This window comes from Planotetraspora silvatica, assembly GCF_016863315.1.
Taxonomy (GTDB): domain Bacteria; phylum Actinomycetota; class Actinomycetes; order Streptosporangiales; family Streptosporangiaceae; genus Planotetraspora; species Planotetraspora silvatica.
The window spans coordinates 92,369-115,528 of the sequence record NZ_BOOQ01000045.1 but is presented as its reverse complement, the minus strand read 5'-3'; the positions used below and the strand labels follow the sequence as shown (position 1 = coordinate 115,528).

Sequence of the window (23,160 nt, the reverse complement as noted above, 5' to 3'; positions counted from 1 at the left end):
GAGCGTGCTCAACGATCTCGACTCCCTCACTCTTGAAGACGCTCGTACCCGCGACGGGATCAAGTGGGCGTCCACTCCGCCCGGCGTGATCCCGGCCTGGGTCGCGGACATGGACTTCCCCGTGCCTGACGCGGTGCGGGAGGCCGTCGTCAGGCGCGTCAAGACCGATCTGGGCTACCCGACGTGGGTGGACGACGCCCATATTCCTCCGCTCGCCGAGGCGTTCGCCGAGCGCATGGCGGACAGGTACCGCTGGCAGCTCGATCCCGGCCAGGTCTGGTCGTTCACGAACATCGCCCAGGCGCTCCAGGTGGTGCTGCGGCTGACCACCCGGCCTGGAGACGCCGTGGCGATGCACGTGCCGGCCTACGATCCCTTCTTCGAGACGCTCCGGGCCATGGGCCTTCGGCTGCTGCCCATCCCGATCGGCCCCGACGGCCGGTTCGAGATGCCGGACGAGCCCGCTCGCGTGGTCCTCCTGGTCAACCCCCAGAATCCGACGGGCCGCTCGTTCACCCGCGTGGAGCTGGCAGAGGTCGCTGAATACGCCGAGCGGCATGACACCCTGGTGATCTCCGACGAGATCCACGCCGAGCTCGTCTACGCTCCGGCGGTGCACATCCCCTTCGCGACGATCCTCCCGGCGCGCACCGTCACGCTCACATCGGCGAGCAAGGCCTTCAACATGGGGGGCCTGCAATGCTCCGTCGCCCATCTCGGGGCCTCGGCCTTGCGTGACGCGCTGGCCGCGGAGCCACCGAACATCTACGGCTCGCCGAGCGTGCTGGGCGTCGACGCCACGATCGCGGCCTGGAGGCACGGTGACGCATGGCAGCGCGAGGTGCTCGCGATCCTGGACCGCAACCGGGAGCTGGTCGCCAAGCGGCTGACACCTCAGGTCGGCTATCGGGTCCCTGAGGCCACCTATCTCGCGTGGCTGGACTTCGGCATCACGGACGCCGCCGCGTTCGTCGAACGGGAGGCACAGGTGCGGCTCAACCCCGGTCCGATGTACGGCGGCGCCGACACACAGGCCCGCCTCAACTTCGCCACCTCGGGTCCCATCCTCGAGGAGATGCTGGCCCGCATCGCGCGGGCGCTCTGACCACTCCGCCGCCGGGCGCCATCGTGTCCGGCGGCGGCCGTCAATGCTCTGCCCGGCGCGCCCGCTGATGGGGCGGGCGTCGACGCTGTGCCCGGCGGCCCGTCGACGCTGTGCCCGCTGATACGGCGGCCGTCAACGCTCTCATCGCCGATACGGCGAGCGTCGACGGCCGTCCCGTAGCCCGAGTGTCAGGGAACGATGTTGACCAGCTTCGGCGCACGCACGATCACCTTGCGCGGCGCGCCATCCAGGTACGCCTGGACCTTGTCCGAGGCCAGGGCGAGCTCCCGCAGGTCGTCCTCGGAGATCTCCGGCGAGACCTCCAGGCGGTCGCGCACCTTGCCCGCCACCTGGACGACGGCCGTGACCGACTCCTGCACCAGCAGCGCCGCGTCGGCGACCGGCCAGCCCGCGTGCACGACCGAAGGCCCGTGCCCGAGCCTCTCCCAGCCCTCTTCCGCGACGTACGGTGTGACCAGCGAGAGCATCACGGCGATCGCCTCGGCGGCTTCCCGCACCGCGGGGTCGGCGGCGCCGGGGCCCGAGTCGATGGCCTTGCGTGCGGCCGAGGTCAGCTCCATCGTGCGGGCGATCGCCACGTTGAAGCGGAAGCTCTCGACGAGCTTGGTGACCTCGTCGATGGTCCGGTGGGTGACCTTGCGCAGCTCCACGTCACCGGCCGAGAAGTCGGCCCCGGCGGCGGAGGCCTCGCCGGCCTCGACCATCACGCGGAACGCGCGGGCCAGGAACTTCTGCGACGCGGCCGGGGAGACGTCGGCCCAGTCGATGTCGTCCTCGGGCGGTCCGGCGAACAACATCGTGAGCCGAACCGCGTCCACGCCGAAGGCGTCGATCTGCTGGCCCAGGTCGACGCCGTTGCCGAGCGTCTTGGACATCGCCTTGCCCCGGTTGATGACCTGCCCCTGGTTGAGCTGACGCAGGAACGGCTCGGTGAAGTCGACCATCCCCATGTCGTGCAGCACCTTGGTGAAGAACCGCGAGTAGAGCAGGTGCAGGACCGCGTGCTCCACGCCGCCGACGTACTGGTCGATCGGGCCCCACTTGCGGACCTTCTCGACGTCGAACGGCCCGTCCTCGTAGTGGGGGTCGACGTACCGCAGGAAATACCACGACGAGTCGACGAACGTGTCCATGGTGTCGGTGTCACGCTGGGCCGGACCGCCGCACTTGGGGCACTCGACGTTGACCCAGTCGGTGGCGGCGGCCAACGGCGAGACGCCCTTGGGCTTGAGGTCGGCGCCGCGCACGTCGGGCAATACGACGGGCAGTTGCTCGTCGGGGACCGGGACCTCGCCGCAGTCGGGGCAGTGGATGATCGGGATCGGCGTGCCCCAGAAGCGCTGGCGGGACAGCAGCCAGTCGCGCAGCCGGAAGTTGACCGTCGCCCTGCCGGTGTCACGCTCGGCCAGGATCTCGATGATCCGCTCGATGGCCTCGACCTTGGACAGGCCGTCGAGCGGCCCCGAGTTGACCAGGGTGCCCTCTCCCGGGGTCGCGATGCCGGTCTCGCCCGGGTCGGCCATGCCGGTGTGGACCACGACCTTGACCGGCAGGCCGAATTTCACCGCGAAGTCGAGGTCACGCTGGTCGTGCGCGGGGACGGCCATGATCGCGCCGTGGCCGTAGTCGGACAGCACGTAGTCGGCCGCCCAGACCGGGATGCGTTCGCCGTTGACCGGGTTGATCGCGTACGTCCCCAGGAAGACGCCGGTCTTCTCCTTGTCGGTGGACAGCCGCTCGATGTCGGAGAGCTTGGCGACCTCGGCCCTGTAGACGGCCAGCGCCTCACGACGGTCGGGGGCGACGATCTCCTCGGCCAGCGGAGCGTCCGCGGCGACCACGAAGAACGTCGCACCGTACAGCGTGTCGGGGCGCGTGGTGTAGACGGTGACGGGCTCGTCGCGGCCCTCGATCCGGAAATGGACGTCGGCGCCCGTGGATCGGCCGATCCAGTTGCGCTGCATGGTCAGCACGCGCTCAGGCCAGCCGCCCTCCAGCTGCTGCATGTCGTCGAGCAGCCGATCGGCGTAATCGGTGATCTTGAAGTACCACTGCGTCAGCTCGCGGCGGACCACCTCGGAGCCGCAACGCTCGCACCTGCCGGCGACGACCTGCTCGTTGGCCAGGACGGTCTGGTCAACGGGACACCAGTTGACCAGGCCTCCCTTGCGGTAGGCCAGCCCACGCTCGAAGAAGCGGTTGAACAGCCACTGGTTCCAGCGGTAGTACTCCGGGTCGCTGGTGTGCAGACGGCGTGACCAGTCGAAGGAGATCCCGTAACGCTTGAAGGAGTTGGCCTGGGTCTCGATGTTCGCGTAGGTCCACTCGGCCGGATGCGCGTTCCGCTTGATCGCCGCGTTCTCCGCCGGCAACCCGAAGGAGTCCCACCCGATGGGGTGCAGGACGTTATAACCCTTCTGCATCCAGAAGCGCGCGATCACGTCGCCGATGGCGAACACCTCGCCGTGACCCATGTGCAGGTCGCCCGACGGGTAGGGGAACATGTCGAGCATGTATTTGCGCGGCCTGGTGTCGGCGGCGTCCTCCACCGCGGCGAAGGGCTTCAGCTCCTCCCACCGGGGCAGCCACTTGGCCTGCAGCGCCCGCGGGTCGTACACCGGCTCGTCCACTTCCACTCCTCGCCAGGCGGCTGATCACTGATGAAGACGCCTGCTCATGACGGAGCCCCCCGCTCCACACGAGGGGCAGCCTGCGTTTCCGCATATCGTGCCGACTATCGGAACAGCTGCCTGATAAGCAGGGTCGCGACACGCGAGTCCAGCGTAGCGCAGACGACAAGGCGGTCGCCGACGGATATTCGGGAGCTGACGGTGTCAGTCAACCCACGATGCCTGATGGAGACAGATCCGTAGTGACCTCTTATGTCCCTTTAGTCTACTGTCTTCGCTGTGGCTGACCCATTCCCGGACCTGCCCATGCAGGATCCGCCAACCGATCCCACGGGGGAGCAGTTTCGTGGGGCATTCTCCAGTTTCGCTGCGGCACCCCCCACGGCGCATGAGAACATGCCAGGCACCCCCAATCCGGGCATGAATTCGGGAGGTAGCGTGCCCTCGGACCGCAATGAGCCACACCGGTCGAACGCCTGGCCGGAGATTCCACCGGCGTGGCCAGAGGTACCCGGCACCTCCCCCTCGTTCACCGACCCCGTGCCTCCGTTCGGTGAGAACGGCCCTGCGACCGCGGCGATGCCCCCCATTCCCGCCGCGCCTGACGCCTCCTTCCCCCGGCATTCCTCCCCGGCGCCCACGCCCGGCTGGGGCCCGTCGGACACCCCCGAATCGCGCTGGGCCGGGTCCGGCGGCACCGACACCGCGTGGTCGTCGCAGCAGATGAACGCCGAAGTACGCTCGCCGTTCACCCCGGTCACCACCCCCGTGCCCGGCACGGAACCCTCGGACATCGCGTGGTCGCCGTCCAACTCCTTCGAACCCAGGCCCGCCTCCACCGGGCCTTTCGAGGCCGCCCGCGCCACGCCCCCGGGGCCCTTCGACTCCCTCCGGCCCGGTCCGGCGCCGTCGGAGCCCTCAGAGCCCGCCTGGTCCCAGCCAGGCCAGGGAGACACCGGCTCGTGGTCCCAACCAAGCCAAGGCGACACCGGCTCGTGGTCCCAGCCGGGTCAGGGCGACACCGCGTCATGGCCCGCTCCCGCCTCCGTATCCGCACCGTCCGCGCCTGCGCCCGCCACGCCGGCGTGGTCGACTCCCGCGCCCTCCTCGCCCGCTGATCCCTCCTGGGGCGCGTCCGGGGCCGGAGGTTCGGACACGGCCTGGCCCGCGAACGGAGCGGGAGGCTCCGATACGGCCTGGGGCGCCGCGCCCACCCAGGCGAGCCCGCAGACGAGCCCTCCTTGGCCCGGACCGCCCGCCGACGTCGCCCAGCAGGCTTCCCCCGCCGGTCCCAGAGGCGAGGATCCGTACAAGCCGTTCGTGACGGCAGGACAGATCAGCGGACCCAAGACCCCTCCGGCACATCGGCAGCAGGAGTTGTGGGACACCGTCTTCGGGGACAGCTCTCAGACGATGGACGACTACGACGACGAGCGCGGCCGTCCCGTCTGGATCTTCGCGCTGGTGGCCACGGTGATCGTGGCGCTCATCGGCGCCCTGGTGTGGGCCTTCGTCGCGGGGCCGCTCAGCTCCGGCGACACTGAGAAGAGTTCCGCGCCGCCCGCGGATCCGACCCCGTCGTCCGCGGCCAAGCCGGTGGTGCTGTTCCCGGCCCTGGCGGCCTACAAGGGCACGCCGTCTCCCGTGAAGGGCACGGTGCCCGACGCGGACGCGGCCCTCTCACTGCCGCGACTCCGCGGCCCGTGGAAGCTCGACGCCAACGCGGCCTCCGTCCGCACGAAATACGGATTCTCGACGCGTCAGTACGTGCCCGCCGGGATGACGACGCGCGGCAAGCCTGAGTTCGCCCAGGTGATGTCGGGCCCGCTGCCGCAGTCGCTGTCCGCGAAGTACACCACCCCGAGCAAGCTCTCCCCTGTGGTCGCCGCCGTGATGACCACCGCGCGGCAGACGCTCTTCCCCAAGGGCAACACGGCCACGAAGGTCGCTCAGCAGCGCTACTCGCACAACGGCATCACCGGCATGCTCGTCACCTACAAGGTCACGGCCGACCACGAGAACACGACGGTCGCCGTGGCGGCGCTCAACACCGGCGAAGACCTGCCGGCGATCGTCTACGTGGCGGTGCCCGAACTCAAGGACGACCTGCTTCCCGACATCAACTCGGTCTTCAAGTCGACGCGCAAGCTCAAGGCGAGCTAGGCCGGGCTTGGAGGTTGCGCTCAACGCTGCGCTCCGGCGACCTTGGGCGAGCGGGGCCCGATCCCGAGGGTGTCAGAAGGTGCACTCCATGTGCTTGGTGCCGTTGATGAAGCTGGAGAACAGGCGCTCGGGCTCCCCCGCCTCGATCTGAGGCACCCGCCGGAGCAGTTCGCGGAACATCACGGTGATCTCCCGCCTGGCCAGGTGGGCGCCGAGGCAGAAGTGCGGGCCCGGACCGCCGAAGCCGACATGCGGGTTGGGGTTGCGGGCGATGTCGAACCGGAGCGAGTCGTCGAAGACGCTCTCGTCCCGGTTGGCCGACCAGTAGTACAGGACGACCTTCTCGCCCTCGCGGTAGAGGTTGCCGTTCATCTCGTGGTCCCGGGTCACCTTGCGCCGCATGTAGTTGACCGGCGAGGCCAGCCGTACGATCTCCTCCACGGCGCCGGGCGCCCGGCCGTCGATGTCCTCGAGCCACGACCGCTTCTGGTCGGGGTTGAGCGTCAGCAGGCGCATGCCGTACGAGATGGCGTTCCGGGTGGTCTCGTTGCCGGCGACGACGAGCAGGATGAAGAACGAGCCCAGCTCCTGAGCGGTAAGCCTCTCACCGTCGAGGTTGGCGTTGACCAGCGAGGACGTCAGGTCGTTCGTGGGGGTTTCGACCCTGTCGGCAGCGAGCCTCTGCACGAGCTCCTGAAGCTCCATGCCGGCGGTGAGCAGCGCGGTGCCGATGGATTCGGCGTCGGAGACGTATTCGGGATCGGACGCGCCCAGAATGATGTTCGATCGGTCGAAGACGAAGCGGTAGTCGCTCTCGGGGATCCCCATCATGTCGCAGATGATCTTCAGGGGCAGTCTCGCGGCGACCTCGGTGACGAAGTCGCAACCCGAGCCGGTCTCCAGAAGCTCGTCGACGATCTGGCCGGCGGCGACCTCCACATCGTCCTCGAACTGCTTGATCATCTTGGGGGTGAACGCACGGGAGACGATGCGCCGCAGGCGGGCGTGGCGAGGGTCGTCCATGCTGATCATCGAGCCGAAGTATTCGGTGAACTCCGCCGGCATGTCGATGATGCTGGTGGCCCCGCCCAGTCCCGAGGCGAAGATCTCAGGGGTCCGGCTCGCCTCGAGGATGTCGGCGTGCCGGACGAGCGCGTGGTAGCCGAGACCCTTCTCCGCGATGTAGGGGACGTCGGGCTCGGCGAAGAAAGCCGGCTTGTCCAGATCGCGGAGCAGGCGGAAGGCGTGCTCCCTCTCGTCGGCCGGGCGCAACCAGAAGGCGTGATCGGACAGGTCGATGTCCGCGGCCGATTTGATGGGAGAACTCTCCACTGGCTGGGTCGTCACGGCCGGTCCCCTTCTGGTGGTATTCAAACAGAATCAGATTCTGTTTCATCCTGCCATAGACCACCCCAACTCCGGCGATCTACAAGAAAGATATCCACCCCCCACCCCTCCCCCGCGTGATCATGCACACATTCGGTGATCAGGCCGCCGACCCGCGCAAACCCCGGGCGCGATCATGCACGCCTTCGCAGACAGCCGGCGTGACGTGCGCAAACACAACCCGTGATCATGCACAGGCTCTGCGACAACCGCACTCACCTGCCCGGACACGGTTCGTGATCATGCGCAGATTCGGCGACGGCATCCCCGACCTGCGCGAGAGCCGTACGCGATCATGCAGTCAGAAGCGGTAGCGCAGGTGCTTGATCCCGTTGATGAAGTTGGAGAGCAGGTAGGACGGCTCGCCTTCGGCACGGATCTCGGGCATCCGGGTGAACAGTTCGCGGAACATCACGGTGATCTCCCGCCTGGCCAGGTGAGCGCCGAGGCAGTAGTGCGGACCTGGGCCGCCGAAGCCGACATGCGGGTTCGGCGTGCGCGTGATGTCGAAGGCATCCGGATCCCTGAACACGCTCTCGTCCCTGTTGGCCGAGTTGTAGAACAGCAGGACCTTGTCGCCCTTTTTGTACTCCATGCCGTTCATGACGTGATCACAGGTGAGCGTCCGGCGGAACTGGATGACAGGGGTCGAATAGCGGATGATCTCCTCGACCGCGCCCGCGACGTGCCCCTCGAAGTCGTCGGTCAGCAGCGCGCGCTGCTCGGGATTGTCGGTGAGCGCCTTGAGGCCGTGGCTGATCGCATTACGCGTCGTCTCGCTGCCGGCGACCACGAGCAGGATGAAGAACGAGCCGAGTTCCTGGGTGGTGAGCCGCTCCTCGCCGTTGACAAGCAGGCTGGTCAGGTCGCCGGTGGGGTTGCGGCGGCGTTCGCGCCCGAGCCGCTGCGCCAGCGAGCTGAGCTCATGGCCCGCCCGCAGCAGTTTGATCAGGCCGCGGGCCGTCGTCCAGCGGCCGGCGACCTCGTCAGGGCGTGCGGAGTCCGCGCCGAATCCTGAATACTCCGAGTCCGCGTTGGCCAGGATCGTGTTGGTACGGCTGAGCACCATGTCATGAAATTTCGCCGGAATGCCGATCATGTCGCAGATAACTTGTACGGGAAGCCGTGCGGCGATCTGCGGAACGAAGTCACCGGCCCCTTCCTTCACCGCCCTGCCGACGATCTCCTCCGCGGCCCGCTGGAGATCCTCCTCCATCTTGGCGAGGACGCGCGGCGTGAAGGCCCGGGACACGATTCGCCTGAGCCTCGCATGCCGGGGGTCATCCATGTTGATCATCGAGCCGAAGTAGACCGCCAGCCAGCGCGGCATGTCCGGAATGCTGTTGGACGTCGGCTCACTGCTGAAGATCCCGGCGTTCCTACTGGCCTCGGTCACGTCCGCGTGCCGTACGAGCGCGTAGTAACCGGCCCCCTGCGGAATGAAGGGGATCTTGCTCTCGGTCAGGAAGACCGGCCGGTCCAGCTCGCGCAGGCGTCGGAAGGCCTCCAGCCGTTCGGCTCGAGGCAGCGCCCAGAACGGAATCCGCGACAGGTCGAGCTCCGGCGCCACGCTCATGCCGCCAATCTTGTGCAAGCGACCGCTTGCGTCAAGACCTCACCCGCACTGCATGATCACGTACGGCTCACGCCCAGCTCAGGGGCGCCGCCGTCGAATCCCTGCATGATCACGAACCATGTCTGCGCAGGTCAGGCCGGCCATCACCAAACCCAAGCATGATCACGCGTCGCGTTCGCGCACGTCACGCCGACCATCCACGAATGTGTGCATGATCACGCACGGTACTCGCCCAGCTCAACCGCGCAATCACCGAATCTGTGCATGATCACGCGGGAGAGCGCGGGAGAGCGCGGGAGAGCCGCGGAGAGAGCGGGTGGGATCAGGGCCAGTCGAGGCTGGGGCGGAGGGGGACGTGCGCGTCGGCCTGATCGTCGAGGCGAACGCCGAGAACCTGGTGGAGCTGGATCTTGTTCCGTTCGAAACCGACCACGCACCCCGCCATGTAGAGGCGCCAGACCCGGGCGGTGCCCTCGCCCACCTCGGCGACGGCCTCGTCCCAGTGGGCGTCGAGGTTCTTGCACCACTCGCGGAGCGTCAGGGCGTAGTGCTCGCGCAGGTTCTCCTCGTGGCGGATCTCGTAGCCGATGTCCTCCATCTGGCGGACCAGGTAGCCGACCGACTCGAGCTCCCCGTCGGGGAAGACGTAACGGTTGATGAAACCGCCCTTGTTGATCGTCTTCTCGGTGCCCGTCGGGCGCGTGATGCAGTGGTTCAGGAGCCGCCCGCCCGGCTTGAGCTTGCCGTACAGGAAGGAGAAGTAGGAGGGGAGCTGCTCCTTGCCGATGTGCTCGGTCAGGCCGATCGAGCTGACCCGGTCGAAGCCGGTCTCCGGGACGTCGCGGTAGTCCATGTAGCGGACCTCGGCGAGCTCGGAGAGCCCCGCCTCGGCGATCGCCTTCTGGGCCCACTCCGCCTGCTGGCGGGAGAGCGTCACGCCGAGGCCCTTAACGCCGTACTCGCGGGCGGCGTGCATCACCATGCCGCCCCAGCCGCACCCGACGTCGAGCAGTCGCATGCCGGGCTGCAGGTCGAGCTTCTTGGCCACCAGGTCGAACTTGGCGTACTGCGCCTCCTCGAGCGTCGCGTCCGCCGACGGGAAGACCGCGCAGGTGTACGCCATGGAGGGGCCGAGCACCCACTCGTAGAACTTGTTGGAGACGTCGTAGTGGTGGTGGATCGCCTCCGCGTCACGCTGCTTGGCGTGGCGGCTGCCGAGCCTGGCCATCGCGCTGCGGCGCATCTCCTGCGGCGGCGGCGTGGCACGCATCAGCAGCGGCTTGGTCCCCAGGGAGCGGATCGCGGCGACCTTCTCGCTGAGCGGCAGGTCGTTGAGCGTCAGCGACCACATGCGGTCGAGCAGCGTGTACATGTCACCGTGCACATCGAGGTGCCCGGAGACGTACGCCCTGGCGAGGCCCAGCTCCCCCGGCGCCTTGGCCAGGTAGGCCACCGCCGCGGGTGACTTGACCTCGATGCGGATGTCCGCGTCGGATGCGCCGGCCTTGCTGCCGTCGTAGGCCTCGAACTGCACACCCGCGTCACTACCGACGACTTTCTCGAAAATCTCGGCAAGAGTCATGTCAACCTCTCCCCACGTACGAAATCACGTACGCAATCCACACGTAGGAACTGCCTACCTGGCCCGGACACACTTGTCGTACAGATCGAGCAGTCGCCCGCCCGGGTCGTACGCATGCTTGACCGGCCAGTACGAGTCCCCGTTGTACAAGCGCCAGAATTCCTCCCGCTCGTAATACGAGCTGGAGTAGAGCGACTTGTGGCCACCGAGCCTGTGCACGGCATGCTCGATGAGACGGTTGTAGTAGCCGTCCTGCTGACCACGCGGCAGCGGGACCATGCCCCAGAAGCCGAAGTTGATGTAGAGCTTGCCCGGCTCCAGCGGGTAGATGGGCCAGTCGCGGGTCGCCTTCAGCGGGCACATCCAGACCGGCGTCATGCCGACCTCGCTCTGGAAGATCTCGAGGAACTCCGCGCCCCGCTCGACCGGCACCTCGACGTCCTGGATGACCGACTCCTGCACCGGCCTGTTCCGCCAGCGGTCGAGCCGGGCCGTCACGCCGTGCTTCTGATCGAACCCGACCAGCTTGCGGTAGACGTCCGAGCGCAGCCACCGGCGCGGCACCAGCGACCGGACCAGCGGCTGCTGCACGCCGAAGGCGCGCGAGCACCAGAACCAGTCGGTGTCCCAGCGCCACAGGTAGTCGCGGATGGTGAGCCAGTCACGCGGCCGGGTCTGGATCGACTGGTAGTAGATGCGCATCCCGGTGTAGTCGGACGCGTACGGCGCCTTGTCGGAGAACGTTCCGACGGTGACGTAGAGCTCGCCGGGACCGAAGTACGTCCCGTCGACGAAGTCGATCGGCTCGCCCTCGTGCGTGCGGCTCTCGCAGATCTCGGCCAGGGCGAGCATGCACTTGTCGGCGTCGGTGAAGCGGATGTGCGTCAGCCGTACGAACGGCTTGACCGGTGCCAGCTTGATGCGGATCCGCAGCGCGTAGCCGAGCGTGCCGTACGAGTTCGGGAAGGTGTTGAAGAGGTCGGCGTGCTCGTTGTCGGCCCGCGCGACCAGGATCTGCCCGTCCCCCGTCAGGATCTCGAGCTCTTCGACCGACTCGTGCGGCAGGCCGTCCCTGAAGCTGGACGACTCGATGCCGAGGCCGGTGACCGCGCCCCCGAGGGTGATGGTCTTGAGCTGCGGCACGACGTACGGCATGAGCCCGTAGGGCAGTGTCGCGTCCACCAGGTGCTCGTACGTCGTCATGCCCTGGACCTCGGCCGTCATGGTCTCGGGGTCCACCTGGATCACCTGGTCCAGGTCGCGGGCCGACAGCGACGCCGTCTTGGTGGGCTCGCGGAATCGGAAGAGGTTCGTGGTGGCCTTCGACAGCCGGGGTGCGGCGTCGTCGGGGATCGCCGCGTAGGACTCCCTGATCTGCTCGACCGCCTTTTGGTGGGCGGTCATACTGGTCGTGCTGCGCGTGGGCATGGCACCACCCCCATGGATCATTGAGACCGCCTCTAGGCACGTTATCCTTCGAAAACACCGCAGACCAGATTAGACACGTTACGGCTGCGAAAACCATCGGGGTATGCCGTAGCGAGCGGCGAGGCGTGCACTCCGACCGAGCCTGTCAGATCGCCGCAGGTCAGACGGCAGGCACCCGGATAAACCCATGGACGACGCGGTGGCCTGCGGCCAGGATGACGTCTCGTGGATCTGCGAATCAGCACCCTGGCGGAGCGCCCCCACCTCGCCGGCGAGGTGGGGAACATGCCCACCGCCTGGCCCGAGTTCATGCTCAACGATCCGATCGCCGACCTGTACTACACGGTGGCCGCGACGGCCTACCCCGAGTTCGTGGTCGTCGCCACCGCCGACGGACGACTCGCCGCGAAGGCGATGTCCGTCCCCCTGCAACTCGACGACGGCCCGCTTCCCGCGAACGGCTGGGACGGCGTCGTCATGCGCGCCTGGCGGACCCGGCTGCGCGGGGACCGTCCCAACGCCGTCTCCGCGCTCGAGATCTCGATCCGGCCCGACCTGCTCGGGCGTGGGATCTCCGGAGTGATGCTCGACGCACTGCGCGAGCAGGCCGCCGGACTCGGATTCGCCGAACTCATCGCCCCGGTGCGCCCCAACGCCAAGCATCTCGAGCAGTCGACGCCGATGTCCGAGTACGCCTTCAGGACGCGCGACGACGGCCTCCCGAACGATCCGTGGCTTCGCGTGCACGTCCGGGCGGGCGGCACGATCGACAGCGTGGCCCCGAGGTCGATGGCCATCCCCGGCACGTTGAACCAGTGGCGCCGGTGGACGGGCCTCCCGTTCGACCGGACGGGCCCCGCCGAGGTGCCCAAGGCGCTGAACCCCGTGCACGTCGCCGTCGAGGAGGACCACGCCGTCTACGTCGAGCCCAACGTCTGGGTACGGCACGCCCTCCGGTGACGACGTGCTCGGGGAAGGCTCGAACACGACGGCTCAGGTGCGTCGCCGGATCACGGGGTCTGCGCCGTTGACGACGTTGATGACGGGACGGCCGGCGACCGCCGCCGCGAGGTTGTCGAGCACGCACTGGATGAGACGCGTGCTCGCCTCCGGTGTCACGGCGGCGGCGTGCGGAGACAGCAGGACCTTCTCGGACGCGCGCAGCGGGTCGGCCGCCCCGAGTGGCTCGGTGTCGTAGACGTCGAGCGCCGCACCGGCGAGATGGCCGGAGTCCAGCGCGGCCAGCAACGCGTCGTCATGGACGATCGGGCCCCGGGCCGCGTTGACGAGCACGGCCCCCGGAGGCATCCGCGACAGCCGTACGGCGTCGAAGAGCCCGCGGGTCTCGTCGGCGAGCGCGATGGCGAGCACCAGCACGTCGCTGGAGGCGGTCAGCTCGTCGAGGTCGAGGTAGGCGGCGCCGTGCGAATCGGGCTTGGGCGTGCGCGACCAGTAGGACACCCGGCATCCCAGTGCGCCGAACATGCGCGCGCACGCGGCCCCGACCGGTCCGAAGCCGACGACGCCGACCCGGGCGCCCGCGAGTTCGCGCCGCTGGAACGTGAACTGCGGCCAGCCTCCGGCCCGCATCTCGCGATCCGCGTCCGGTAGATGCCGCAGCAACGCCAGCGACGCGGCGAGGCACCATTCGGCGACCGCGTCGGCGTTGACACCGGCCGTGTTGGACACCGGCACACCGGCCTCCGCCAGCGCCTCCAGGTCGTGACCGTCCACGCCGACCGAGGGCTGCTGCACGAACGCCAGCCTCGGTGCATGCCGTACGGCCTCCGCGTCGAGCACGAGCGCGCCGCTCCAGTCGCCGACGACGATGTCGGCCTCGGGTAGCGCGTCCAGCAGGGCGGCCCGGTCCCGGCGGGCGGGTACGGCGAGCTCCGCGTCGTCGCCGAGGCCCCCGAGCAGGCCGCGAAGGGCGTTCTCCGGCAGTGGGGGCAGCGCAAGGATCTTCCACGTCACGGTCGGAGTCTCGCACGCTCCAGAAACATGTTCTACTGGGCGCAGCAAATGTAGGACCCACCGAGGAGAGTGGCATGGAACAGCCCCGGAAGGGCCCTCTGGCCGGGGTACGCGTGCTGGAGTTGGCCGGACTCGCGCCCGGGCCGTTCGCCGGGATGATGCTCGCCGATCACGGTGCCGAGGTGTTGCGCGTCGACCGCGTCACCGCCGTGACGGACCGCCCGCGCCCCGACGTCATGGACCGCGGCAAGCACACCATCGGCATCGACCTCAAGTCGCCCGCGGGCGTCGAGGCGTTCAAGAAGCTGGCGGCCCGAGCCGACGTCGTCATCGAGGTCTTCCGGCCGGGCGTCGCGGAGCGGCTCGGCATCGGACCGGACGACCTGCGCGCGGACAACGAGAGGCTGATCTACGGCCGGATGACCGGATGGGGCCAGGACGGCCCGCTGGCGACGGCGGCGGGGCACGACATCGACTACATCGCGATCTCCGGCGTCCTGTCGATGCTCGGCCGCGCGGGCGGCAAGCCCACTCCCCCGATCAACATCCTCGGCGACTTCGCCGGCGGCGGCCTCATGCTGGCGTACGGCGTGCTGCTCGCCCTGTTCGAGCGGGAGCGCACCGGGAGGGGCCAGGTCATCGATGCCGCGATGGTGGACGGCGCGGCCCTGCTGTTCTCGATGTTCTACCAGGGCGTCCAGAGCGGCGCGTGGGGCGACCGCGGCACGAACCTGCTGGACACGGGTGCTCCGATGTACGACACGTACGAGACGGCCGACGGGAGGTTCCTCGCGGTCGGGCCGCTGGAGCCGCAGTTCTGGGCCGAGATGATCACCCGGATGGGCCTTGAGGACATGCCGAGCCGGAGCGACCAGGCCAACTGGCCGGCGATCCGGGATCGGCTGACCACCGCATTCCGGTCCCGGACCCGGGCGGAGTGGGAGGAGGTCTTCGACGGCTCCGACGCCTGCGTCTCCCCCGTGTTGTCGATGGGCGAGGCCGCCCGGCATCCGCACAACCAGGCGCGCGGGACGTTCGTCGAAGTCGACGGCGTCGTGCAGCCGGTCCCCGCGCCCCGCCTGCTCGGGAGCGGCAGAGGAGACCTGTCCCCCGCGACCCGTCTGCGCGACCTCGGCGCCTGGGGCCTGCCCGAAGAGGAGGCCAAGGCGTACCGCGACGCGGGCGTCCTGATCTGAGCGTCTCAAGCCCCGTGACCCCCCGGAGACCGACCAGACCGCGGCGCCCAGTGCGCCGGAAGACCGTGAGCGAGGTATGAACGGCCGATGAGCATGGACCTCTTCGAGGCGCTGTACACGACCCGCGCGATGCGCCGGGTGAAGCCCGACCCGATCCCGCAGGAGATCCAGGAGCGGATCCTCGACGCCGCGGTCCGGGCGCCGAGCGGCGGCAACACGCAGGGCTGGCGCTTCATGCTGGTGGACGACCCGTCGGTGAAGGCCCAGCTCGGGCCGCTCTACCGCGACGCGCTCGGCACCCTGTACGACGGGCACTACAAGGCCGCGCGGGAGCGGGCCGAGGCGTCCGGGGACACCAGGACGCTGAGCGTGATGAAGTCCTCCATGCACCTGGCGGAGCACTTCGAGGGCTACCCGTTGCTCCTGTTCGCCTTCACCAGGAACGACCCGAGCGGCGGCTCGATCTATCCCTCGGTGTGGAGCGCGCAGCTCGCCGCGCGCGGCTTCGGCGTCGGCAGCGCGCTGACGACGGTGCTGGGGCTCTTCCACGGCGCCGAGGCGATGCGGATCCTCGGCGTTCCGGAGGGCAAGGGCTGGGAGATGGCCTGCACGGTCACCTTCGGGTATCCGACCGGCCGGTGGGGCGTGGCGCCGCGCAGGCCGGTGCACGAGGTGAGCTACCGCAACCAGTGGGGGGAGCCGGTCGGCTTCGAGATCCCCGAGCCGCTCTGGTCCGCCGACGAGACGAGTGCATGATCACGAACGGTACATCCGCAGGTCGGGGCGGGTGCCGCCGAACCTGTGCATGATCACGCGGGAGGTGAGGGGGTGGGGCGGGGGTCGCCGTAGGAGGGCAGGACGGCGACGTAGAGGTCCGCCCCTCCCCGGTGGTGGACCTCGAGGTCGGTGGTGAACGCCCTCGGGGGCGTCCCGCCCGACTCGGTGTGCTTCCACACCTGCTGCCAGGCCTCGATCAGCGCGCCCGGCATGGGGCCGCGCGCCTCGACCTGCATGGCGGGCACGCCGGGCACGCGGACGGCCACCATTCCCTCGGGCAGCCGGGCGGCGGAGTGCACCGCGATGCCCACGACCTGCGTGTACGCCCCGTAATGATCGCCCTCGTAGTCGGTCAGCACCGCATAGAGGTTCTCATCGACGCGGCTCGGCACGTGCGCGAAGGCGCCGGGCGCCCCCGCTCGTGCCCACAGGCCCGGCAACTGCGCGCGGGACGGATCCGCCTCCGCGGCGTTGGTCGTCCTTACGGCATGGCCGACGATGAGCAGTTCAGGCCGGTCGACGATGACCACGGCTCCTCCTCTCAACCGAGTAAATCTATCCGGCGTTCACAGCGTCTGGCGCCGTCTCCCACGGGGAATGCCGGGAATGGAAGGCTCACGACGTAGGCTGGGCAAACGTGCGATTCCTCAATGATGTGACGCCGCCCTACGATCTCACGTACAGCGACGTGTTCATGATCCCATCACGCTCTGCCGTGGGTTCGCGGCTCGCCGTCGACCTGTCGACCAACGACGGCACCGGCACCACCATCCCCATCGTCGTGGCCAACATGACCGCCGTCGCCGGGCGTCGCATGGCCGAGACGATCGCGCGGCGCGGCGGCATCGCGGTCATCCCGCAGGACATCCCCTTCGACGTGGTGGCGAACGTCATCGATTGGGTCAAGAGCCGGCATCTGATCCACGACACCGCTCTCACGCTGACGCCCCACGACACCGTCGGCGAGGCGCTCAACCTCCTGCCGAAGCGGGCGCACGGCGCCGTCATCGTCGTCGACTGGGAGAACCGCCCGGTCGGCGTCGTGACCGAGGCCGACTGCCAGGGCGTCGACATGTACACCCAGCTGGCCCAGGTCATGACGCCGTCGCCGCAGACGCTGCCCCAGGACACCGACCCGCAGACGGCCTTCGAGGCGCTGCACGAGGGCCGCCACCGCCTGGCGCCCGTCGTGGACGCCGAGGGGCATCTGGTCGGCATCCTCACCCGCACCGGCGCGCTCAGGGCGACCCTCTACGAGCCCGCCGTCGATGCGGGCAACCGGCTGCGGATCGCCGCGGCGGTCGGCGTCAACGGCGACGTGGCGGCCAAGGCCAAGGAGCTGCTCGACGCGGGCGCCGACGTCCTGGTCGTCGACACCGCGCACGGCCACCAGGAGAAGATGCTCGCGGCGCTCAGGGCCGTGAGAGGGCTGAACCCCGGCGTGCCGGTCGCCGCGGGCAACGTCGTGACGGCCCGGGGAGTCCGCGACCTGGTGGAGGCCGGGGCCGACATCCTCAAGGTCGGCGTCGGGCCCGGCGCGATGTGCACCACCCGCATGATGACCGGCGTGGGCAGGCCGCAGTTCTCCGCCGTGCTGGAGTGCGCCGCCGAGGCACGCCGTCTGGGCCGCCACGTGTGGGCGGACGGCGGCGTACGGCACCCTCGCGACGTGGCGCTGGCGCTCGCCGCGGGCGCGTCCAATGTCATGATCGGCTCCTGGTTCGCCGGCACGTTCGAATCCCCGGGCGACACCCGCACCGCCGCCGACGGCCGGAAGTACAAGGAGAACTTCGGCATGGCCTCCGCCCGTGCCGTACGGCTGCGCACCGTGGACGACTCGCCCTTCGAGCGGGCCCGCAAGGCCCTGTTCGAGGAGGGGATCTCGACCTCGAGGATGTACCTGGATCCCGTGCGCCCCAGCGTCGAAGACCAGATCGACGAGATCGTCGCCGGCCTGCGCTCCTCGTGCACGTACGCCGGAGCCGCCAGCCTGGAGGAGTTCTACGAGCGGGCGGTCGTCGGCATCCAGAGCGCGTCCGGGTACACAGAAGGCATGCCTCTCCACCAGAGCTGGTAAGGACGCGCATATCAGGCCACCGTCGGGTAGGGCCGTGTCGTCACGACCGCACAACCCGACGGAGGCGAAGATGTTCGGTTCTCCCGCCAGTGGGACGGTCGCACCCATGGTCGACATGCGCCCGCTGGCCAGTTACCACGACTACGCGTCGGCGCAGCGGACGGTCGACGCCCTGTCCGACATCGGCTTCCCGGTGGAGCAGTCCGCGATCGTCGGCAGCGACCTCCGGCTCGAAGAGCGGGTCACCGGCAGGCTGACCCCCGGCAGGGCGGCGCTGCGCGGGCTGAGCAACGGAGCCGTCATCGGCCTCGTCATCGGCCTGTTCCTGGCGTTGTTCACCGCCACCACGATCTCGTTCATCGGCATCGTGGTGTGGTCCGTCATCTGGGCCGCCATCGTCGGCGCGATCTTCGGATTCGTGGCCCACGCCCTGAGTCGTGGAGCGCGTGACTTCTCGTCCAGGAGTTCGATCGTCGCGGGCCGCTACGACGTGCTCGTGGCGGCGCCCATGGTCGAGCAGGCCCGGGCGGCGCTGGCCAACTCCGGCGCCGGCATGACGTGCGGCCCCGGCCAGGGCGGCGCCGGACAGAGCCCCGGCACCATGCACATGCCGGGCGGTGCCGTACAGGGCGGCGGCATGCAGGGGCCGTCCGGGCAGGACCGGACGGGCATGCCGGGCAGGCCGTCGATGGATCGGCCGGAGGCGCGCCGCACGGATACGAGCAGGACCGAGTCCGGACGGCCGGACATGGAGCGCGGACCGGGGGCCGACAGCCACCGGAACCGTCCGCAGTAAACCATCTCCAACCGCGACAGCTCCGGAGGTTTCGGAAGCAGGTCCGTCGTGCCGCTGACCACGCCCTTTCCACCAGACTCGGGGAGGGCGTCGGTCGTCTGGGCGATCTTCGGTAGAGTCGTTCGGTCGGCCGGAAACATCCGGCGCGGATAGAACAGGAGACCCACGTGGCACTCGAGAAGCCCGAGATCGACTTCCCGGAGGGCGCGCCTCCGGCGGACCTCGAGATCGTCGACCTCGTCGAGGGGGACGGACCGGAGGCCAAGCCGGGGCACACCGTGACCGTGCACTACGTCGGCGTCGCGTTCTCCACGGGCGAGGAGTTCGACGCGTCCTGGAACCGCGGGACGCCCTTCCAGTTCCCGCTCGGCGGCGGCCGGGTCATCGCCGGCTGGGACCGCGGGGTGGCCGGCATGAAGGTCGGCGGGCGTCGCCGGCTCACGATCCCGGCCCACCTGGGGTACGGCAACCGCGGCGCGGGCAACGCCATCAAGCCGGGTGAGACGCTCATCTTCGTCGTCGACCTGCTCGGCGTCGGCTGATCGCTTCGTTCGGCGCGCTCGGCGCGCCGATCGCCGGGGCCGCCCCCGGGGGGTGGTGCGGGCGGCCCGGTGACACGACGATCCGGCCCTGGAAGCAGATGTGGCCCGAGATGCGCCACTACAGGTGACGGCCCACCGTGGGCAAACGCCGGTGCGTAGGGCAGGATTACGATGTGTTGCTGATTGACGTCGCCAGGACGTCCGCGGCGGTCGCATCCGATGCCGCCCGCCTGGCCAAGATCGCGCATCTGGCCGAGCTCCTGAGCCGGGTGGGGCCGGACGAGGCCGAGATCGCGGTCGCCTACCTTTCGGGGGAGCTGCCACAGCGCCAGATCGGCGTCGGGTGGCGCACGCTCCAGGACGTGCCCGAGCCGCGCCAGGTGGCCGTCGCCACCCTGACCGAGATCGACTCTCTGCTGCGGCGGATCAAGGCGCAGTCGGGGGCGGGCTCTCAGGCCGCGCGCAGGGCGCTGCTGGCCGACCTGTTCGGTGCGGTGACACGGCAGGAGCAGTCGTTCCTGCAGCGCCTGCTGACCGGGGAGCTGAGGCAGGGCGCGCTCGACGGCGTGATGATCGAGGCGATCGCGAAGGCCTCAGGCGCCCCTTCGGCGGAGGTCCGCAGAGCGCTGACGCTGCGCGGATGGCTGCCCGCCGTCGGGGCGGCGGCGTTGCGCGGCGGCGTCGAGGAACTGCGCGCGTTCAGGCTGGAGGTCGGCCGTCCCGTCGCCCCGATGCTCGCGCAGAGCGCCCCGACCGTCACCGCCGCGCTGGAGAAGATCGGCGGACCGGCGGCCGTGGAGTGGAAACTCGACGGCGTGCGGGTCCAGGCACACCGCTCCGGCGAGCACGTGGGCGTCTTCACCCGCACCCTGGACGACATCACCGCGCAGGTGCCCGAACTGGTCGAGGCCGTCCTCGCGCTGCCGTCGGACGATCTCGTCCTCGACGGCGAGGTGATCGCGCTGCGGCCCGACGGCCGGCCGGAGCCCTTCCAGGTCACCGGTGGGCGAGTGGCCAGCAAGACCGACGTCGCGATGCTGCGGGAGACCGTTCCGCTCAGCGTCTTCTTCTTCGACGCCCTCCGAGCCGGCGGCGCCGACCTGCTCGACCGTCCCGACGAGGAGCGTCACGCCGCGCTGGAGGCGGCCGTCCCCCCCGAGCTGGTCACTCCCCGGCTGGTCACCGCCGACGCCGAGGAGGGCGAGGCGTTCTTCGCCGACGCCGTACGGCGAGGCCACGAGGGCGTCGTGGTCAAGTCGCCGTCGACGCCGTACGCCGCGGGCCGCCGGGGCGCCGGATGGATCAAGGTGAAGCCGCGGCACACCCTCGACCTGGTCGTGCTGGCCGCCGAGTGGGGCAGCGGGCGGCGCAACGGCTGGCTGTCCAACCTTCATCTGGGCGCACTCGACCCGGAGACCGGCGGGTTCGTGATGTTGGGCAAGACCTTCAAGGGCCTGACCGACGAGCTGCTGACCTGGCAGACCGAGCAGTTCCTGCGCCTGGCGGCGGGACCGACGGAGGACTGGGTCGTCTCCGTCAAACCCGAGCTCGTGGTGGAGATCGCCTTCGACGGCGTCCAGCGGTCCACCCGCTACCCGGGCGGCATGGCGCTGCGGTTCGCCCGCGTCCTTCGCTACCGGCCCGACAAGCGGGCCGACGAGGCCGACACGGTGGCCGCGGTGCGCGCGCTCATGCCCTGACTTCAGGCTCGCCCGTCACTTCACCAATCGGACCGTCAGCGGGTAGCGGAACCGGCCGTCCGCGAGGGCGGCGACGCCGCCGACGACGGACAACACGAACCCCAGGATCCAGATGAACGGCAGCAGGACCACGCCGATCACGGTCAACGGCAGCAGCAGCGTCGCGCCCAGCACGGTGAGGTGGAAGTTGAGCGCCTCGATCGCGTGCCGCCTGATGTAGGGGGAGGTGCGTCCCCCCGCGAGCAGCATGATCAAGGGACCGATGACGAAGAGCCCGCAGAGGGTGAGCAGGTGGGCGGCCGCCCCGCCGACGCGTTCCCCCGCGTCCGGCTCCGGATCGGCCGCGGCGAACGGCGGCGGCTGGTCGAACTCCGCGCGCGCGCCGTACAGGTCGTTCATGATCGGCAGGAGGTCGGCGTGGGTGCGGGCGGTCATCGCGAGATGCAGCCGCTCGTCCATCTCGTCCTTGTCCAGCCTGCCCTCGGCGAAGGCCGCCTGGACGTGCTCGACCACCCGCTCGCGATCCTGGTTCGTCACCCTCAGCCCCGGGTGGGGCATCGGTGCCCGCCCCTGCCACGGTGGTGTCACTGCCGCCGGCATCACACCATGCCTTCCGTCGGTGGAATCACCCGCGCTGCGCCGGGTCTCCTTCCATCTTGCGCGGCGGATCGCCGTCCAGTCCATCGGGGACTTCCCTTACCTGGCCCCGAGAAGTCCCTCTTAACACCAACGTGATAATCGGAACGGTATACAAGGCATATGAAATGGCGCGATCGCTACGGGATCCGGCGGCTTCGAGGCCCCCGGATCGCCAAATTCGACCGTGAGGCCACGAACTCCGACATCGAAAGCCTCATCGACTTCGCCAAGTCACGACGCGGCGTGGAGTTCTTCGTGGAACCAGAGACGTTCGCGACCGACACCACCGCGGTCGCAGTGGCCCACGACGGGGAGTGGACGCGCCGCCGCGTCGGATCACCCGCCGTCATCAGGAAGGTCGCCAGGGATCTGGCCCTGCCTGTGTACGACGTCCAGCTCACCGGTTACCCGGCGCGGATGCGCGCCTACAACGACCGGCGCCGCCAGGCCGAGAGCGGCGAGCACGCCTGACCCCCGCCCCCGACCCCTCCCCCATCAGCCCGCCCGCGCGGACGGCTCGCCGGACAACCATGTGACGAGGGGGCCGAGCCAGCACCCTCTGGGCGGCCCCATCTCGGCCTCCAGGTCCTCCGGCGTGGGCATCCGGTCCAGGAGCGATGCGGGCGACAGCATGTGGACCAGCGCCTCCCGGAGGAGGTGGGCCATCGAGTACGCGTCGTCCGCCTCCAGCGCGCGCTCGACCGCCATGCCCGCCAGAGCGCAGTCCCCCGACCGCCAGGCCGCCGCGGCGAGCAGCGAGGCGGCCGGCGCGACGTGGCGGGGATCCAGCCGCCGGGTCAGGTCCTTCCACAGAGCCAGGTGGGCGTCCCGGTCGTCGAGCAGGGCCCACGCCTCGTCGCGCACGCGGATGATCGCGAGGTCGAACCCGAGGCGCGCCGCGGCGCGATCGTCGAGACGCCCGCCCGAGCCGTAGAGGTCGATCGCGGCCCTGACCCTCGCCAGGCCGCCCGCCACGAGCTCCGCCGCGACCGCGTCGCTCACCTGCCCCTGCCGGGCCAGTCTCGCCCGCAGCTCGCCCGCCACGCGCCGTGAGGCCTCCCGCATCGCGGCTCCCGCGCTCGGCTCGACGGTCCTGCGCAGGCTGCCCCGGTCGGGCAGCGCGACGAGCCCGTGCACGACCGCCTCGGCCGCCACCGGGCTGGACACCGGGTCGTACGGCAGGCCCTCGTCGGGGCAGCACACGATGGTCGGGCACGCGTAGGACCAGTAGCGCCCGTCCTCGGCGCGCAGTGCCTCGGTCACGCGGACGCCGGCTTCCTCCAGCAGCCGGCCGGTCTCCAACACGGCGGAATCCACGACCGGCTCCGGGCCGTAGCCGACGAGGACGGCCATGGTGACCCCCTCCCGCACGAACAACGGGGCGAGGCGATCGAGATCGCCGGGCTCCGGCGGCAGGTCCCACCGCGTGCTCAGCTGCAGCGCCGTCCCGGCGAAGCCGATCACGACGAGGCTGTCGGCGGGGTGGAACCCGACGAGGTAGGGGACGGCGGCGAGGATGTCCGCCGGGCTGGTGAGCACGAGCTTCGGGGTGGTGGTCATGGCCGTGA

Annotated in this window: 19 protein-coding genes; 10 read left to right on the top strand and 9 right to left on the bottom strand. The window is 69.6% G+C overall.

Annotation, left to right across the window (positions count from 1 at the left end; genetic code table 11):
* The first annotated feature begins 4 nt into the window (after positions 1-4).
* On the top strand, positions 5-1,105 hold the full coding sequence (locus Psi02_RS30565; protein ID WP_239095297.1) for a MalY/PatB family protein: 1,101 nt from the start codon (positions 5-7) through the stop codon (positions 1,103-1,105).
* Positions 1,106-1,293: 188 nt separating this feature from the next.
* Here the strand turns inward: Psi02_RS30565 and leuS are convergent, their stop codons facing one another.
* Positions 1,294-3,756 carry a leucine--tRNA ligase gene (gene leuS / locus Psi02_RS30560; protein WP_203979295.1) on the bottom strand — a complete coding sequence of 821 codons (2,463 nt, stop codon included), beginning with the start codon at positions 3,754-3,756 and terminating at the stop codon, positions 1,294-1,296.
* Positions 3,757-4,335: 579 nt separating this feature from the next.
* On the opposite strand from leuS, the gene Psi02_RS30555 reads away from it, so the two are divergent.
* Positions 4,336-5,919 (top strand): hypothetical protein, encoded by a 1,584-nt coding sequence (locus Psi02_RS30555; protein WP_203979294.1) that lies wholly within the window; start codon positions 4,336-4,338, stop codon positions 5,917-5,919.
* A gap of 72 nt (positions 5,920-5,991) precedes the next feature.
* On the opposite strand, the gene Psi02_RS30550 is transcribed toward Psi02_RS30555, so the two are convergent.
* The 4 genes from Psi02_RS30550 to Psi02_RS30535 all read right to left on the bottom strand — a co-directional run bounded on the left by Psi02_RS30550 (position 5,992) and on the right by Psi02_RS30535 (position 11,891).
* On the bottom strand, positions 5,992-7,266 hold the full coding sequence (locus tag Psi02_RS30550) for a cytochrome P450 (RefSeq protein ID WP_239095296.1): 1,275 nt from the start codon (positions 7,264-7,266) through the stop codon (positions 5,992-5,994).
* A gap of 340 nt (positions 7,267-7,606) precedes the next feature.
* Positions 7,607-8,881 carry a cytochrome P450 gene (locus Psi02_RS30545; protein WP_203979293.1) on the bottom strand — a complete coding sequence of 425 codons (1,275 nt, stop codon included), beginning with the start codon at positions 8,879-8,881 and terminating at the stop codon, positions 7,607-7,609.
* 322 nt (positions 8,882-9,203) lie between these two features.
* Positions 9,204-10,463: a class I SAM-dependent methyltransferase gene (locus Psi02_RS30540; protein WP_203979292.1), complete on the bottom strand. Its 1,260-nt coding sequence runs from the start codon at positions 10,461-10,463 to the stop codon at positions 9,204-9,206.
* Between the two features lie 54 nt (positions 10,464-10,517).
* A complete protein-coding gene (locus tag Psi02_RS30535) occupies positions 10,518-11,891 on the bottom strand; it encodes an FAD-binding oxidoreductase (protein WP_239095295.1) in 1,374 nt (457 codons plus the stop codon).
* Between the two features lie 225 nt (positions 11,892-12,116).
* Here Psi02_RS30535 and Psi02_RS30530 point away from each other — a divergent pair, with 225 nt between their 5' ends.
* Positions 12,117-12,851 carry an N-acetyltransferase gene (locus tag Psi02_RS30530; protein ID WP_203979291.1) on the top strand — a complete coding sequence of 245 codons (735 nt, stop codon included), beginning with the start codon at positions 12,117-12,119 and terminating at the stop codon, positions 12,849-12,851.
* Positions 12,852-12,884: 33 nt separating this feature from the next.
* Here Psi02_RS30530 and Psi02_RS30525 read toward each other — a convergent pair whose 3' ends face one another.
* A complete protein-coding gene (locus Psi02_RS30525) occupies positions 12,885-13,865 on the bottom strand; it encodes an NAD(P)-dependent oxidoreductase (protein WP_203979290.1) in 981 nt (326 codons plus the stop codon).
* Positions 13,866-13,939: 74 nt separating this feature from the next.
* Between Psi02_RS30525 and Psi02_RS30520 the strand changes: the two genes are divergently transcribed.
* Entirely contained in the window at positions 13,940-15,061 is a 1,122-nt protein-coding gene (locus tag Psi02_RS30520) for a CaiB/BaiF CoA transferase family protein (RefSeq protein ID WP_203979289.1), read from the top strand.
* An 87-nt stretch (positions 15,062-15,148) separates the two neighbouring features.
* Positions 15,149-15,817, top strand: a complete 669-nt coding sequence (locus Psi02_RS30515; protein ID WP_203979288.1) for a nitroreductase family protein — start codon at positions 15,149-15,151, stop codon at positions 15,815-15,817.
* Positions 15,818-15,870: 53 nt separating this feature from the next.
* On the opposite strand, the gene Psi02_RS30510 is transcribed toward Psi02_RS30515, so the two are convergent.
* Entirely contained in the window at positions 15,871-16,368 is a 498-nt protein-coding gene (locus Psi02_RS30510; RefSeq protein WP_203979287.1) for a GyrI-like domain-containing protein, read from the bottom strand.
* A 107-nt stretch (positions 16,369-16,475) separates the two neighbouring features.
* Between Psi02_RS30510 and Psi02_RS30505 the strand changes: the two genes are divergently transcribed.
* The 4 genes from Psi02_RS30505 (at position 16,476) to Psi02_RS30490 (ending at position 20,953) form a co-directional block, all read left to right on the top strand.
* Entirely contained in the window at positions 16,476-17,915 is a 1,440-nt protein-coding gene (locus tag Psi02_RS30505) for a GuaB1 family IMP dehydrogenase-related protein (RefSeq protein ID WP_203979286.1), read from the top strand.
* Between the two features lie 70 nt (positions 17,916-17,985).
* Positions 17,986-18,711 carry a general stress protein gene (locus tag Psi02_RS30500; protein ID WP_203979285.1) on the top strand — a complete coding sequence of 242 codons (726 nt, stop codon included), beginning with the start codon at positions 17,986-17,988 and terminating at the stop codon, positions 18,709-18,711.
* A 167-nt stretch (positions 18,712-18,878) separates the two neighbouring features.
* Positions 18,879-19,253 (top strand): FKBP-type peptidyl-prolyl cis-trans isomerase, encoded by a 375-nt coding sequence (locus tag Psi02_RS30495; protein WP_203951741.1) that lies wholly within the window; start codon positions 18,879-18,881, stop codon positions 19,251-19,253.
* A gap of 173 nt (positions 19,254-19,426) precedes the next feature.
* A complete protein-coding gene (locus Psi02_RS30490; RefSeq protein WP_203979284.1) occupies positions 19,427-20,953 on the top strand; it encodes an ATP-dependent DNA ligase in 1,527 nt (508 codons plus the stop codon).
* Positions 20,954-20,968: 15 nt separating this feature from the next.
* Here the strand turns inward: Psi02_RS30490 and Psi02_RS30485 are convergent, their stop codons facing one another.
* Entirely contained in the window at positions 20,969-21,490 is a 522-nt protein-coding gene (locus Psi02_RS30485) for a DUF1707 and DUF4870 domain-containing protein (protein ID WP_239095294.1), read from the bottom strand.
* 222 nt (positions 21,491-21,712) lie between these two features.
* Here Psi02_RS30485 and Psi02_RS30480 point away from each other — a divergent pair, with 222 nt between their 5' ends.
* Entirely contained in the window at positions 21,713-22,063 is a 351-nt protein-coding gene (locus Psi02_RS30480; protein WP_203979282.1) for a hypothetical protein, read from the top strand.
* Positions 22,064-22,087: 24 nt separating this feature from the next.
* On the opposite strand, the gene Psi02_RS30475 is transcribed toward Psi02_RS30480, so the two are convergent.
* Positions 22,088-23,152, bottom strand: a complete 1,065-nt coding sequence (locus Psi02_RS30475; protein WP_203979281.1) for a DUF4192 domain-containing protein — start codon at positions 23,150-23,152, stop codon at positions 22,088-22,090.
* Between the last annotated feature and the right edge of the window lie 8 nt (positions 23,153-23,160).

Bases quoted from the DNA above. Each gene is read 5' to 3' on its own strand.
- Psi02_RS30555 (WP_203979294.1), top strand. From the start codon at position 4,336: ATGCCCCCCATTCCCGCCGCGCCTGACGCCTCCTTCCCCCGGCATTCC.
- Psi02_RS30545 (WP_203979293.1), bottom strand. From the start codon at position 8,881: ATGAGCGTGGCGCCGGAGCTCGACCTGTCGCGGATTCCGTTCTGGGCG.
- Psi02_RS30540 (WP_203979292.1), bottom strand. From the start codon at position 10,463: ATGACTCTTGCCGAGATTTTCGAGAAAGTCGTCGGTAGTGACGCGGGT.
- Psi02_RS30535 (WP_239095295.1), bottom strand. From the start codon at position 11,891: ATGCCCACGCGCAGCACGACCAGTATGACCGCCCACCAAAAGGCGGTC.
- Psi02_RS30520 (WP_203979289.1), top strand. From the start codon at position 13,940: ATGGAACAGCCCCGGAAGGGCCCTCTGGCCGGGGTACGCGTGCTGGAG.
- Psi02_RS30515 (WP_203979288.1), top strand. From the start codon at position 15,149: ATGAGCATGGACCTCTTCGAGGCGCTGTACACGACCCGCGCGATGCGC.
- Psi02_RS30500 (WP_203979285.1), top strand. From the start codon at position 17,986: ATGTTCGGTTCTCCCGCCAGTGGGACGGTCGCACCCATGGTCGACATG.
- Psi02_RS30480 (WP_203979282.1), top strand. From the start codon at position 21,713: ATGAAATGGCGCGATCGCTACGGGATCCGGCGGCTTCGAGGCCCCCGG.
- Psi02_RS30475 (WP_203979281.1), bottom strand. From the start codon at position 23,152: ATGACCACCACCCCGAAGCTCGTGCTCACCAGCCCGGCGGACATCCTC.